This window comes from Novosphingobium sp. RL4 (assembly GCF_035658495.1).
GTDB lineage: Bacteria > Pseudomonadota > Alphaproteobacteria > Sphingomonadales > Sphingomonadaceae > Novosphingobium.
The window spans coordinates 636255-650349 of record NZ_CP141944.1 but is presented as its reverse complement, the minus strand read 5'-3'; the positions used below and the strand labels follow the sequence as shown (position 1 = coordinate 650349).

Below are 14095 nucleotides of genomic sequence, written 5' to 3'. Positions count from 1 at the left end.
TCGCGGCATATTCGCCCGCGCGATGAATGAGCGGGTGGCATATTGGAACCTGCCGGGTGAGGATTCAGCCTGAACGGACGGGGAGGCCGGCTCCGGGCTGTCGCCTTGTCCTCACCCCCGCGCCGCGAACCAGGGCACCATGCGGGCGATGGCATCCTCCACCAGCGCGGTGGAAACGGCGAAGCTGAAGCGGATGAAGCGGTGGCCGTCCACGGGGTCGAAGTCGATCCCCGGCGCCGTGGCCACGCCGGTGTCGCGCAGCAATTGCTGGCAGAAGGCCAGACTGTCGTTCGTCAGGTGGCCGATGTCGGCATAGATGTAGAAGGCGCCGTCGGGCGGGGCGATCCGGTCCAGCCCGAGGCTCGGCAGCGCGGCCAGCAGCAGTTCGCGGTTGCGGGCATAGTTCTCGACATGGCCTTCCAGTTCCGCCGTCTCGTCCATGGCGATGAGGCCCGCGTGCTGGGCCAGGACCGAGGGGGTGAGGAACAGGTTGTTCATCCGCGCCCGCGCCGGGGCGACCACTTCGGGCGGCACCACCAGCCAGCCGAGCCGCCAGCCCGCCATCGAATAGTACTTGGAGAAGCTGTTGACGATCACCGCATCGGGCAAATGCTGCAAGGTGGACTGCGCCGCGCCCTCGTACGTGAGGCCGTGGTAGATCTCGTCCGAGACGACGCGGATGTTCTTGCGGCGGCAGACTTCGGCAATGGCGGCCAGTTCCTCGGGCGCGATCACGGTGCCGGTGGGATTGGCCGGGCTGGCGAGGATCAACCCGTCCGGCGCGGGATCGAGCGCGTCGAGCGCGGCGGCGGTAACCTGGTAGCGCTCCGCCGGGCCGCAGGCCATCTCCACCGGTTCGAGGTAGAGCGTCTTGAGCGTATTGCGGTAGGCGACGTAGCCGGGCCGGGCCAGCGCCACCCTGGCGCCGGGCACGAAGAGGCTGGAGAGCGCCAGCACGAAGGCGGGCGAGGCGCCGCAAGTGAGGATCACCTGCTCGCGGTCGACCTCCACCCCGTAAGTCTCGCGGTAATGGCGGGCGATGCGGTCCAGCAGCGCGGTGCTTTCCCAGTAGCCGCCCGGATCGCTGTCCAGCACGCGGTGCGCGGCGGCGATGGCGGCGGCGGGCGCGCCGGTGGAAGGCTGGCCGTATTCCATGTGGATCACGTCGCGCCCCTCGCCCGCCAGTTCGTAGGCGAGGCGGCCGATGGCCATGGCGTGGAAGGGGTCTACCTGTGCGATCTCGGGAGCTTTCATGGCGGCGTAGCTAGGCCGCCTGGAACCGGCAGGCAATCCCGCTTGCCCCTGCCCGCATGTCCGCGCCGGGACAGTGGCCCGAACCCGCCCCGCCGGTCACAAGCAGGCCGATCCCGAAGGAGAGACCCGCCGATGCCCACCCAGCTCGATCATTACCGCCTGCTCGGCCGCTCGGGCCTGCGCGTCTCGCCGCTGTGCCTCGGCACGATGACCTTCGGCGCGGGCTCCGGCGAAAGCGGGACCGGCTCCTGGGGCTCTACCGACGAGGACGCCGCGCGGATGCTCGATATCTATGTGGAGCGGGGCGGCAATTTCCTCGACACGGCCGACTTCTACGGCGGGATGGGCGGTTCGGAAACCTTGCTCGGCCGGCTCATGGGCGCGCGGCGAGAACGGCTGGTGGTGGCGACCAAGTATTCGCTGACGACGAGCCCTGGCGATCCCAATGCATCGGGCAATTCGCGGCGCAACATGGTGCGCTCGGTCGAAGCCTCGCTCAGGCGCATGAAGACCGGGTGGATCGACCTGCTCTACCTCCACATGTGGGACTTCCGCACGCCGGTGGACGAAGTGCTGCGCGCCTTCGACGATCTCGTTCGCAGCGGCAAGGTGCTCTATATCGGCCTGTCCGACACGCCGGCCTGGCAGGCCAGCCGGATGCAGGCGATCGCCGAACTGCGGGGCTGGAGCCAGTTCTGCGCGCTCCAGATCCAGCAAAGCCTGATCGAGCGCACGGTGGAGCGCGAACTCGTGCCGATGGCGCGGGAAATGGGCATGGGCCTGTGCCCGTGGTCCCCGCTCGGCGGCGGCGTGCTGACGGGCAAATATACCGCGAGCGACCTTGCCCCGCCGCAGGGCGAAAACCTCGTCACGCGCAAGGCGATCAATGCCGCGACCGGGCGCCTGTCGGATCGCAACCTCGCCATCGCACGCACGGTGCAGGAGGTAGCGGAAGAGATCGGCGCCACGCCCGCGCAAGTCGCACTGGCCTGGCTGCTGGCGAACCCGGACGTGGATGCCCCGGTGCTGGGCGCCCGCACCCCCGCGCAGCTGGAGGACAACCTCGGCGCGCTCACCCTCGATCTTGGCGAGGAGCAGCTTGCCCGGCTCGATGCGGCCAGCCGCGTGCCCAGGGTCTTCCCGATGGACGTGCTGAGCGGCCCCGCCGAGGCGATGATGAACGGCGGGGTAACCGTCGAGCGGCGCGACTGACCCCGTTTCGCACCGCCGGGGCGCCGAAGCGTGATTTGCCTCACACCGGACCGAGCGCGATGCTGTCATAACCGCCGCGTCCGAATCGCAGGCGGCAACGCCCGGGACAAGGACACTGCCGCAAGCCAGCCGAACCGTGATGCGACCCCACGGCAAGGCCCTTTCGGCAGGCACTTCGCATAACTTGGCGGCAGTCCGGCCCACCTGGCCGAACCCGTTCCCTTGGGGACTGCCGCCAGCTTTGTACGGTTTCCATCCGGCACGGCCGGATCGCGGCGCCGGCCCACGCTCGCCAAGGGCTCGATAATCCCGGGGGGGAAATTATCGGCTGGGGGTGATCTCTTCGAGATCAGGCGATTGAAGGGGGCCGGCGCCGCGCCAGTACCGGAACGGTGCCTCAGCCCGGATTGACGCTGGCGATGCCGGGCCGCTCCGCGCCCATTCCCGAAAAGCCGATGCAGTAGCCGCCATCCACCGGCAGGACCACGCCGGTCACATAGGACGCCTCGTCGCTGGCGAGATAGAGCGCGGCCTGCGCAATGTCCCTGGCCGAGCCCCACCGGCCCATCGGGATCCCGGCAAGGACCGGAAATTCGGCAGGCGGTTCGGCATGGGTGCGCGATGCTTCCACCAGCCCGGTCCACATCGTGCCCGGCGCGATCGCGTTCACGCGGATGCCCTGGTCCGAATAGTCCAGCGCGGCGACCTTGGTAAGCTGGTTCACACCCGCCTTGGCCGCTCCGTAGACCGAGTGATGCTTCCACCCGATCACCGCCGAGGCCGAACTCGTGTTCACGATCGCCCCGCCGCCGGTCTTCAGCATCGAGGTGATGCCGTGTTTCATGCCGAGGAACGTGCCGCGCAGATTGGTGGCGTGAACCCGGTCCCATGTCTCCAGCGACTGCGTGTGCAGCGGCGCCATCGGCCCGCCGAACCCGGCATTGTTGCACAGCACGTCGAGCCGCCCGAAGCGCTCCTCCGCCGCCGCGATCATCGCCGCCACTTGCGCCTCGTCGGAAACGTCGCACTGCACGCCCACCGTGTCGCCGCCGAGCGCGGCCGCCACTTCGTCCTGCCTGCCCGAGATATCGGCGAGCACCAGCCTCGCCCCCTCGGCATGGAACAGTTCGGCCATCGCCCGGCCCATGCCGGACGCCGCGCCGGTGACGATGCAGACCTTATCCTGAAGCCTTCCAGCCATAATCGTTCTCCCTCAGGCGCCGAATTTCTCAGGCACTCGTATCGATGGTCGGGCGGATGGTGATTTCCGAGATGTTGGTGCGGCGCGGCATGGCGAGGATGAAGACCACGGCCTCGCCGATATCGCGCGGCTTCACCGCGCCGTCCTTGCTGACATGCGCCTTGATCGCGCTGCGCCACTGCGGATCGGAGATCGAATCCGCCACTTCCGTCTCGGTTGCGCCGGGCATCAGCGTGGTGACGCGGATGTTCCTGCCGCCCAGTTCCTGTCGCATCCCGTCCGTCATGAAATTGACCGCGTGCTTGCTGGCCGAATAGGCACTGGTCATCGGCCCGCCCTTGCGCCCCGCGAGCGAGGAGATGGTGATGATATCGCCCACGCCCTGCTCCAGCATGTGCGGCACGGCGGCGGCGCTGGTGTAGACGGTGCCCATCAGGTTGATGTCGATCACCCGGCGGTAGATCGCGGTATCGCAATTCTCGATCCCGCCCGCTTCCATGATCCCGGCCGAGTTGACGAGGATATCGATCCGCCCGAACGCCGCGACCGTCTTCTCCACTGCGCCGCGCGCGTCCTCTTCCACGGTCATGTCACCCGGGATGGCAAGCGCCCTGCCGCCTGCGGCCTCGATCCGGGAGACCAGCCCGGCGAGCCGTTCGGCCCGGCGGGCGCAGACCACCACGGCGGCCCCAGCCTCTGCCATGCAAAGCGCCGCCGCCTCCCCGATCCCCGACGACGCGCCGGTAACGAGCGCGACCTTTCCTGCAAGCTGGCCCGACATCCTTCTCCACTCCACCGCGCGGCACCTTGCGGCCGCTTCGTATCCATTGGCTGGAGATCATCTGGCCCGAAGTCAACGGGAAATGCTGAACATATGTTCAAATCGCTGCTGCGAGGTTCTGGAAATGTATCCAAATCACAGGAAACACGGCGCCCCCAAGGACCGCCCGGGACGCGTGGAGAAATCTCGGGATGGAGGGTTGCCCGCGTTCAGCCAGCCGATGGTTTAGCGTAAATGACAGGAAGGGGCCGTGAAGCGACTGTCCGGTTCTGGCGAGAATGGCGATGAAGCTGCCATGGTAATGGAAGGAAGTGGCAGACTCAAAGGGCGAAGCCTTTAGTACAATAGCTTCCAACATCACATCGGCATTCCAAAAGAACTACTCCCAAAAAATGCAAAACGGCATGAGCCAGCGATGTTATTCTCGTGAAGTTTGGAGTGCGGAAGGGAGCACGACACATGTGGTGGGAGATTGCGAAAGAGGTCGTGACAGCTTTAGCGGAGCGCGAAGCGAGTCGTCAGCAAAACCAGTGGATGGGTGACGTCATCAATAAGCTGGATCAGATCAACGGCAAGCTCGACCTTTTGCTCGATGAGGTCAGGTTAATCAGAGAAGAAATATCCCGACTTCCCAACAAATTTGACGAAATAATGAAAGATGTCGAAGAATCAAGAGCAATGGGCGCGCGGTCTGGAGTGTTGGAAATATTGAGTACGGCGCAAGAAACTGAACTCAGTCCCGCAATGCTAGAAGGCCTGGCTGAATATCTCATAGTTTTATCCGGGCAAGAAGGGTTGCTCGAAAACAAATGGGGGTACTCAAGCGCGTGGACTATATTGACAAGCTTTCTCACACGAGCCGCAGGGTACAAAATATTGGCCGCCTATAACCCAGCGTGGGCGGTCCAATTAAAAACATCACGAAATCGGAAGCTTGCGTTTTTTGACGCTGGGCTCGCAACCGATGAAGCATCCAGCGGCCCTGGACGAGCACTCTTGACGCGGACACTCGAGCGAGCCGCCATCGAGGATCTTGTACGTCCATGCCTTGGCACCACCGTTCAAATCTGTTGGTGGAAGGGGAGAATTACTCAGCCCGAGCTTTATTCGGGGAACAACTATGCATGGACCGTAGTGACCCAACCTTCGATCAGCGGCGGATTTGAGCGGGGGTATGTTTGGATGGACGTAGAGTCGGAACGACAGCCGGAAATTTTAACGGCAGACGAAAGGAAGCCTTCATTCCCGGGCAAAACATACAGCCCCGTCGGCGCGCCGGAAATTATTCCCACGGGAGGGGGCGAGGCGCTAAAGGAAATGATTTATGAAAAGCGCCGCATTCTCGAAGCCGACATGAACTCAAAGATCAATCGACACTCGGCGATAAATGAAACCATCACTCACTTGACCCCCATTGTCTCAGGATTGAAGGAGTCCAGAGATATTATAAGTAAAGTATAATCTATTAAAAATAATTTACAAATGTATTATATTTTCTGACAATAAATGTCGCGGAGGTTGAAATGCTACGATTGATAGCAATTGTTTTTGCATCTTTTAGCATTATGCATGGTTCTGCGCATGCTCAGTACGTCGTGCTGGCGCTACCTGCCAACACCAAAGTCGACATTTCTGCATCCGCTCATCCTGACATGAATACACAATTGCTTGAGCCGAAACGCCGGCTGTACTTCACCACCAAAGGCGTCGTCGCCGGCAAAAACGACTCGATTGTTTGCCATAGCGAAGCTGAGTACCCGCCGGGCAGGCAGGCCCCCTTGCCATCCTGCCAACCCTACGGCCGTCCCACGACGCTCGAACTAGTAGGTGAGTTTGGAACAAACTTCTGGGCGAGAAGCATACCCCACATTTCCTATTTCGATGTCTCGAGGGCGGAGATCACCTACATCGATGATTTCCAAAAAGCTGGACTAGTGGTGACGCTGAACTTCACGCCTCCCTTGGGCCCTGATGCATCTCCGCCAGTCGTTGTTAGATGACCGGCGCCTCGCGCGTGAGTCCGAAACGGGCGGCAAAATCTGGCCGCGTTGCTGACTTTGCACGCCAGCTATGCCTATGTCCGCAATCCACCCATTTCGGCCCCTCCCGACGCCGAGAGTCGCGTTCCATAGGGGCCTGTCCGGTTCTCGCCGCGCGCGAAGAAATGCAGCCTGACCGTACACGCCGACTTTGCAGACATTAGGCTTATCGCTAGTTTGTCGATAATTGGAGGCGAATGACGTGGGTTATTTAGACGGGGCGTACCGCCTTCATCGGCAAGAAGACGTTGCGCGCTTCACTGCGCTCGCGATTGAAGCATTTCCCGACTTCACTGACAGGATAGAATGCTTCGGAGCCGACTGGTTGGGTCGCCAGTTTGCGACCGACGAGCGGCGGATAGTCGATGGTGCTCCGCAGGTTCTCATGCTCGAACCGGGCACAGGGGAAGTACTTGAGATACCCGTCAATCGGGCCGTGTTTCATGATGACGAGCTAGCGAACGAGCCTGACGCAGCGGCGGCGTATTCATTTTTCCAGCAGTGGTTAGAGGCAGGCGGCACTCGCCCGAATTACGATCAGTGCATTGGTTACAAGCTGCCGCTCTATCTCGGCGGGACAGATGATGTTTCAAACCTCAGCTTGATCGACTTTAGCGTTTACTGGACCCTCTCGGCCCAAACCTTAGCGCGGGTTCGAGGGCTGCCCGTCGGAACGACGATACGGGACGTATCTATCTCAGGCTAGGAACCCGACAAAGCGGAATGGCAGATTTTCAGGGATTTAACCGGGAATCTGCCGTTCCGGACACGCCCCATGGCGGTCTTTCTTACTGTGCTGAGACGGAAACAAAAGCGGACGCGGCAACGCGATCTTTGTCACTCGTCACTGCCTCAAGTAGCGGCTTTAAGTGATAGAGAAGAAGATCACGACGAGGATGATTTGCAGGGACCACTTCGCCTAATATTCCGAGGAGACTGCGGAAACCAATCAATTTGGCGAAAACTTGGTAAGGTCGATCAGATGCGTAGGGGGCTCGGCGAAGATAATGCGCAGCAAGCCGTCGTGCATCTCCCTTTGAAAAAGAGGCATGGCCAATCAGCGTCAAAGCTTCACCCCAGTTCTCACTTTCACAGGGATAACGGGTAAGCAGCCAATCGACAGCTTCAGGTGATTGCATACTACGAAGTTGGACCGCTAAATCGCGCAAGCTGTTATCCATCGTGCTCTTCTGACTGTGTCTGCTTGCTACCCTTATTCTGCAAAAGCTGACTGTCGCCAACCCACCCTTCATAGCCGCTTACACTGCGGATCTGCACCGCCAGGAAACGGTCGGGCAGCTTTACGCCACCAACAATGGGATCGGCGATCCGGAAAGGCAATCATGGGTGGGTAGCAGACATTCTTGGCGGGAAGCGCTAGCTACAATCCCCCACTCTGGAAACTGCGCTGCCATCCCTGCGCTTCGCGGACACGGCCCTGATCAAACTTGAACTGAACTTGTGAAACCAAATGATCGGACGCATTCGTAAACTCGACTGTCACGGTCTGCTCTCTGCATCCGTCCGCCGGGCCGTCCATGTAATCCCACCCGAAAAACCTAAATCCATCTGCATTCATCGCTAAGGCTAATGCTTTTGCTCCGACAGCACCCGCTCCAAGAGGTCTGCCAACGTCGCCTGCACCAAGGCTAAATTGCGCGTTGTCATCGACGAAGCGTGACAGTTGTGAAGCGTCGTTATCGTTTGTCGGCGTCAGTGCTGCGGCGACAAGCTGAACGGCTCGATTTGCAAGAGCGTTGTGAACTGCCTTTGCAGACGTAATGTTGTCTAAGTCACACGAATGAGCCGGAGCAGCAGCGAGGATTAAGAGCGCGGAGAGCATTGCGGAAGGCTGCAACAAATGGAGAATGTCTGCAATGGGGCGTGTCCGGTCAGGCTGCATTTCTTCCCGAGCGGCGAGCACCGAACGTACGGCTTTCGAGCGCGGCGCTCCCCGCCCGGAATGGCGAAAACGGGCGCCTTTCGGAAGGGCAGCTTCATCGGAAGCCTCCGCCCCTGCTTCACGCAATCGCGAGTACGCTGCGATGGATGAAACGGACGAGATCCGCCTGCCCCCGCGCTCCGGTCTTGGCGTAGATGCGCTTTGAATAGGTCCGTGCGGATTCCACCGTCAGCCCCACTTCCGGCCCCGCCTCGGCGATCGACAGTCCCCGGCTCAGGGCCAGCGCCAGCCGCGCTTCGCTGGCGGTAAGGTCGAACAGTTGCGCGAGCTGGCCGCAGCGGTCGGCCGAGGACCAGTGATCGGCATGGAGATAGCACAGGATCGCCGGCGCCGCCCGCGTCGTGCCCATGCGGCGACCGGAAGGGACGAGCAGCAGGTCCAGCCATGGCTCGCGGCAGAGCACCAGTGCACGGGGGCGAGCCTGCGGGTCCTGCGCGAGTTCGGCCACCGCTTCGGCAAGCTGCCGCCGCAGGCGGGGATCGCGGGCGCCCAGCCGGCCGTCCCGGCCGCGCGTCAACCCGTCCGCCCCCTGCAGCATCTTCGCGCCGAGACGGTCAGCGTCGAGCACCTTGCCCTCCCCGTCCAGCGTGACCCAGCCGAAGTTCATCCGCCGCACGGCCTCGCGCTCGATCTCCGCGCCCATGCGTTCGCGCTCCAGCGCCACGAAGCTGCCCAGCGCGGCGCGCAAGTGCGGGGCGAGGTCTTCGAGCAGCAGGTCCACCCCGGAGGCGAACTCCCCGCAGCGCCGGGTGATCGTGATCCAGCCGTTGACCCCGCCCGGTTCGGCGAAACGGATCATCCGCATATGGTTCATGCCCGAAGGAACGAGCAGCTGGTCGAGATAGGCATCGTGGCCGGGGTCGCCGTAGCACAGCAGTTCGTTCAGGGCGTAAGTCCGCCCCTCCTGCATTGCGTGATAGGGCATGGGATCGCGAAGATAGAGGCTTTCGCGGTAGAGCCGCGAGATCGGCGGCGGCGAAGGCTGGCCGGAATAGAGGTGGATCACCCGCGCCTCCGGCGTGCCCTGCGGCAGGGGCCGGAACACGAGGCTGGCATAGTCCGCCGCAACCCGCGTGCGCAGGGCATCGAGGAAGCGCCGCCAGGGCGGGTCTTCCACCAGTCCCTCGATCAGCGGCACCAGCAGCGCCGCGTCCTCTCCTTGCAGCATTTTCGTGATCCCCAAATGGGAATTTGCCTTGGCCGGGGGCTACCTCACAACGGTGCCCGGAAACAACGAGCGGCGCCGAACCATCACCCTGGCGGTACGGAAAGGACGCTGCCTGAGAGGATGAACCCATGCCCGTGGCCATGAAAGTGCAGCCCGCAGCCTTCCTGCGAACCACCCTGCCGCTCGGCATCCAGATGGCGCAGGACTACGATTCGGGGCGCTACCACTCGATCTGGCTGCCCGATCACATGGTGAGCTTCTGGCCCGATTCGATCTGGACGCCGGAATTCACCGACCTCGCCAAGGCCTCCCCCAGCCCGCACCGCCATCTCGACGGTCTGGCCGTGGCGGCGGCAACGGCGGTGCTGACGCAGAACACGCCGCTGGCGACCACGGTGGTCGACACCGTGCGCCGCCACCCCTCGCTGCTGGCGCAGACCGCGCTGACGATCAGCCACTTGTCGAAAGGCCGCTTCATCCTCGGCCTGGGATCGGGCGAGCTGGAAAACACGGTTCCCTACGGCTTCGATTTCGACAAGCCGGTGGGGCGGCTGGAAGAGGCGATCAAGGTCATCAAGCTGCTGTGGCATTCGGACGGCCCGGTCGATTTCGAAGGACAGTTCTTCCACCTCCACCACGCCCGGCTGGACACCGAGTTCTACGAGGGCAAGGCGCCGCCGATCTGGCTGGGCGCGGCAGGGCCGAGGATGCTGTCCATCACCGGGCGCGAGGCGGACGGCTGGTGGCCCGCGGGTTCGTGGACGCCGGAAGACTATGCCGCCAAGCTCAAGGTCATCCTTGACGCGGGCGATGCCGCCGGGCGCGACATGAGCCACTTCACCCCCGCCATCACGCAGATGTGCCTGATCGGCGAACCCGAAGAGATCGACGAGATGCTGCGCGCGCCGATGGTGAAGTCGATCATCCTGATGATGACCGCGAAAGACCTTGCGCAGTTCGGCTACGACCATCCCATGGGCCCCGACTGGCGCGGCATCATGGACTTCGATCCCGTGCGCCTCAGCCGCGACAAGATGGTGAGGTTCTGCAACGAGATGGACCCCCAGGCCATCCGCGACGTGCTGCCCACCGGCACGCCGAAGGAAGTGGCGCTCAAGATCAAGGGCTTCGCCGATGCCGGGATGCGCGTCTACAAGCTGATGGAATACGGGGCGATGGGCGGCATGAAATTCTCCGCCACCAGCGCCGCCAAGGTCCGGGAAACCGAAGACGAAATCGCGAAGCTGGTGGAGGGTTGAGATGGCCGAACTCGACGCGCAGAAATTGCTGCTTGAAGCGCAGCAACGCACCGGCCTTTCGGACTGGGCCGACCACGGTTTTCCCCAGCGCTTCGCCCTCGCCGTGGAACATATCAATACCATCGCCATGGACGCTGCGGGCCGCGCGGCGGCGGCGGAGAACGTGCTCTGGCTGCTGACCGACCGCCTGCGCTTCTTCGAGGACCGCCAGCGCTTCCCGCTCGCCGAGGAAGCGATCGACCGCCCGATGTTCGTCAGCGGCGAACCGCGCTCCGGCACGACACTGATGCACGCCCTCCTCGCCGTCGATCCCGCGGCACGGGCGCTGCGGTTCTGGGAGGTCATGCACCCCTCGCCGCCGCCGGGGACGGTCGATGGCACCGATCCCCGCATCGCGGCCGCCGACGCCGAATGGCGCGAGATCAACGCGAAGATGCCGCGCTGGCTGCACTGCCACCCCTATAACGACATGCTGGGCGAAGGCCTGCCCGAAGACGAGCGGACCTGGGCCTTCGATTTCCGGGTGATGACGCCCACGGCTTGGTGGCGCGTGCCGATGCAGAACCTCTCCTTCGGCCTGCCCACCGATCCGCCCGCTCAGTACCGCATCCACAAGGCCATGCTGCAGGCGCTGCAATACCGGCGCCCGGCACGCCACTGGGTGCTCAAGGGGTTCCACACCACCCGGCTCGATGCCTTCTTCGATGCCTATCCGGATGCCTCGCTGGTCTGGCTCCACCGCGATCCGGTGATGGTGGCCGCCAGTTCGACGATGATGATGGCGGACATCATGGACGGCGTGGTCGGCAAGATCGATCTGGTGAAGGAAGCCCGCGCCCATCTGGAGCGCGTGCGCTGGTCGATCGGCAATACGATGGCCCATCCGCTGGCAAGCGATCCGCGCATCCACCATGTGCGCTACCGCGATTTCGTGGCCGATCCCGTCAGCGTGATCCGCGATTACTACGCCTTTGCCGGCCGTGCCTTCACGCCCGAAGCGGAAGGCGCGATGCGGCGCTATCTGGCGGAAAACAAGGGCGACCGCCACGGCAAGTTCCATTACTCCACCCAGGTGCTGGTCGATGCCGGATACGACCTTGAAGCCCTGAACGAAGAGTTCGCCCCCTTCCGGGAGCGCTTCGGCGTCGAGATCGAAAGGCGCCATTGATGCACCCCCGCGTCAGCCTGCACCAGGTCGCCATGGTCGATCGCTCGACCGCCGGGTTCATCGACTTCTGCTGCACCATCGGCGTGCAGCATGCGACGCTGGTTTCCCCGCGCCTGCTTCAGCCGGAAGACATCCATGCTGCGCACGAAGCAGTGCAGCGCGGCAGGGTGACGGTGAGCTGCATCAACCATCCCTTCGCGCTCCACCCCGATCTCGAACGCGATTCAGGGATGGCCACGCCCGCACTGATGCGCGTGATCGACCTTGCGGCGCAGCTCCGCGCGCCGTCGATCTATCTCATCACCGGCGGGCGCGGCGCGCTGTCATGGGAACAGGCGGCGCAGCGCTTCGCCGCCCTGCTGGCGCCCTGCCGCGAACACGCCGCCGCCAGCGGCGTCTCCCTGCTGGTGGAAAACGCCTCCCCGCTCACGGTGGACATCCACATCGCCCATACCCTGCCCGATGCCCGGCATCTTGCGCAGGCCGCCGGGATCGGCCTCTGCGTCGATCTCCACGCCTGCTGGAGCGAGGCCATGCTGCGCGAAAAGCTGGCCGAGGCCCTGCCCCTCACCGGCCTCGTGCAAGTGAGCGACCATGTCCCCGGCGACCGTACCACCCCCTGCCGCGCGGTGCCGGGCGATGGCGCGGTACCGCTGGAGGCGATCCTGCGCGACGTGCTGGAACTCGGCTACACCGGCCTGTTCGACCTCGAACTGCTCGGCCCCCGCATAGAGGCCGAAGGCGCGGCAAAAGCCTGCACACGCGCGGCACGAAACCTTTCCGACCTCCTCACCCGACTGGGAGCCTGACGATGGCCTTTGGCGACGCAATCGACGATCCCGCGCTCAAGGCCGCGTGGGACAGCTTCTGCGAGCAGTTGAAACGTGCCGGACAATCCGCCTTCAAGGACGCGAACCCGGCCAACCCGCTTCAGCGCGCGGACGCCTTCCGCTTCCTCACGCAGAACCTCGGACAGGCCTTCGACCTCGCGCTGGAAACCCGCGACCCGGCCTTTCCGCAGATCCACCCCTTCACCACGCCGACGATGAAGCTGGGCGGCGACCTGGCGGACTTCACTTATCGCCAGGCGTGGATTTCCGGGGAGCACGTCTACCGCCTCTCGGGCCGTCGCGGCACGGCGCGCTGGCTCAACATCACGGTGCAAGGCCCGCGCCCCGACACGATCCCCGGCACCGACTGGCCCAGCCTGCACGAACCCTTCGGCGACATCCCGGAAGCCAACTTGTTCGGCCACCAGATCGAAACCGGGGCGGACGGCACCTTCGCAGTGACCATCGGCGGGCCGCCACGGGACAGGAACTGGCTCCCCACCACGCCCGGCTCGCGCAAGCTGTTCATCCGCGAGGCCTTCGACGCCTGGGGCGAAACCCCCACCACCCTCACCATCGAGCGGACCGGCATGGCCACGCCCCGCCCCCTGCCCTTGCCCGCACAGATGGGCGAGGCGATGAACTGGGCCGGAGATTTCGTCACCGGCCTGATGCGCGACTGGCCCGAACACGCCTGGCGCACCTCGCGCGGGGTATGCGATCCTGCCAGCCTCAACATGTTCCCGGCAGACAAGGCCGCCAACGACACCAGCGACGCCAAACGCGGCCGCATGGCCGCGCACATGGTCTGGCGCCTCGAACCGGACGAGGCGCTGATCGTGGAGATGGACTGGCATCCCGGCTTCTGGCTGTTCGGCATGGGCGGCGCGCTGATGGGATCGATGGACTTCCTCCACCGCCCCGTCAGCTACACGCCCGCGCGCACGAAAGTGGACGGCGACGGCATCGTCCGCCTGATTCTCTCCCACGAAGACCCCGGCCTCCATAACTGGCTGGACACGCAGGGCTTTTCGGACGGAAACCTCACATACCGCAACCTGATGAGCCAGCAGCCCGCCACGTTCCGCACCCGCCTGGTCAAGGCCATCGAACTGGCCGATCACCTCCCGCCGGGAACCGCCCGCACCTCGCCCGACCAACGCGCCGAACTGCTCCGCCAGCGCTACCGCGCCATCAAACTGCGCTATGGAATATAGGGA

14 protein-coding genes are annotated in these 14095 nt (G+C 63.9%); 8 read left to right on the top strand and 6 right to left on the bottom strand.

Features of this window, described 5'->3' with window-relative positions; translation table 11 throughout:
* Positions 1-111: 111 nt before the first annotated feature.
* Positions 112-1254 carry an aminotransferase class I/II-fold pyridoxal phosphate-dependent enzyme gene (locus U9J33_RS03155; RefSeq protein WP_324697826.1) on the bottom strand — a complete coding sequence of 381 codons (1143 nt, stop codon included), beginning with the start codon at positions 1252-1254 and terminating at the stop codon, positions 112-114.
* 132 nt (positions 1255-1386) lie between these two features.
* Here U9J33_RS03155 and U9J33_RS03150 point away from each other — a divergent pair, with 132 nt between their 5' ends.
* Positions 1387-2466, top strand: coding sequence for an aldo/keto reductase (locus U9J33_RS03150; RefSeq protein WP_324697824.1), 1080 nt, complete (start codon positions 1387-1389; stop codon positions 2464-2466).
* 397 nt (positions 2467-2863) lie between these two features.
* On the opposite strand, the gene U9J33_RS03145 is transcribed toward U9J33_RS03150, so the two are convergent.
* The gene (locus tag U9J33_RS03145; RefSeq protein WP_185998159.1) at positions 2864-3667 is read right to left on the bottom strand and encodes an SDR family NAD(P)-dependent oxidoreductase; all 804 of its coding nucleotides are present in this window, start codon (positions 3665-3667) and stop codon (positions 2864-2866) included.
* Positions 3668-3695: 28 nt separating this feature from the next.
* Positions 3696-4448, bottom strand: a complete 753-nt coding sequence (locus tag U9J33_RS03140) for an SDR family oxidoreductase (protein ID WP_185998160.1) — start codon at positions 4446-4448, stop codon at positions 3696-3698.
* 459 nt (positions 4449-4907) lie between these two features.
* On the opposite strand from U9J33_RS03140, the gene U9J33_RS03135 reads away from it, so the two are divergent.
* The 3 genes from U9J33_RS03135 (at position 4908) to U9J33_RS03125 (ending at position 7193) form a co-directional block, all read left to right on the top strand.
* Entirely contained in the window at positions 4908-5909 is a 1002-nt protein-coding gene (locus U9J33_RS03135; protein WP_324697820.1) for a hypothetical protein, read from the top strand.
* Between the two features lie 62 nt (positions 5910-5971).
* Positions 5972-6448, top strand: a complete 477-nt coding sequence (locus U9J33_RS03130) for a hypothetical protein (RefSeq protein ID WP_324697817.1) — start codon at positions 5972-5974, stop codon at positions 6446-6448.
* Positions 6449-6674: 226 nt separating this feature from the next.
* A complete protein-coding gene (locus U9J33_RS03125; protein WP_324697815.1) occupies positions 6675-7193 on the top strand; it encodes a T6SS immunity protein Tdi1 domain-containing protein in 519 nt (172 codons plus the stop codon).
* A gap of 82 nt (positions 7194-7275) precedes the next feature.
* On the opposite strand, the gene U9J33_RS03120 is transcribed toward U9J33_RS03125, so the two are convergent.
* The 3 genes from U9J33_RS03120 to U9J33_RS03110 form a co-directional block, all read right to left on the bottom strand.
* Positions 7276-7668: a hypothetical protein gene (locus U9J33_RS03120; protein WP_324697813.1), complete on the bottom strand. Its 393-nt coding sequence runs from the start codon at positions 7666-7668 to the stop codon at positions 7276-7278.
* Between the two features lie 200 nt (positions 7669-7868).
* Complete coding sequence (locus tag U9J33_RS03115) at positions 7869-8330, bottom strand: hypothetical protein (RefSeq protein WP_324697811.1); 462 nt, start codon at positions 8328-8330, stop codon at positions 7869-7871.
* A 178-nt stretch (positions 8331-8508) separates the two neighbouring features.
* Entirely contained in the window at positions 8509-9618 is a 1110-nt protein-coding gene (locus tag U9J33_RS03110) for a helix-turn-helix transcriptional regulator (RefSeq protein ID WP_324697809.1), read from the bottom strand.
* Positions 9619-9746: 128 nt separating this feature from the next.
* Between U9J33_RS03110 and U9J33_RS03105 the strand changes: the two genes are divergently transcribed.
* From U9J33_RS03105 to U9J33_RS03090, 4 genes are read left to right on the top strand one after another with little or no spacing between them, the layout of a single operon-like run.
* A complete protein-coding gene (locus U9J33_RS03105; protein ID WP_324697807.1) occupies positions 9747-10877 on the top strand; it encodes an LLM class flavin-dependent oxidoreductase in 1131 nt (376 codons plus the stop codon).
* A 1-nt stretch (position 10878) separates the two neighbouring features.
* Entirely contained in the window at positions 10879-12045 is a 1167-nt protein-coding gene (locus U9J33_RS03100; protein ID WP_324697805.1) for a sulfotransferase, read from the top strand.
* Positions 12045-12854, top strand: coding sequence for a sugar phosphate isomerase/epimerase family protein (locus tag U9J33_RS03095; protein ID WP_324697803.1), 810 nt, complete (start codon positions 12045-12047; stop codon positions 12852-12854). Before U9J33_RS03100 ends, U9J33_RS03095 begins: the two co-directional genes overlap by 1 nt.
* A gap of 2 nt (positions 12855-12856) precedes the next feature.
* Positions 12857-14092: a hypothetical protein gene (locus U9J33_RS03090; protein ID WP_324697801.1), complete on the top strand. Its 1236-nt coding sequence runs from the start codon at positions 12857-12859 to the stop codon at positions 14090-14092.
* Positions 14093-14095: the final 3 nt, after the last annotated feature.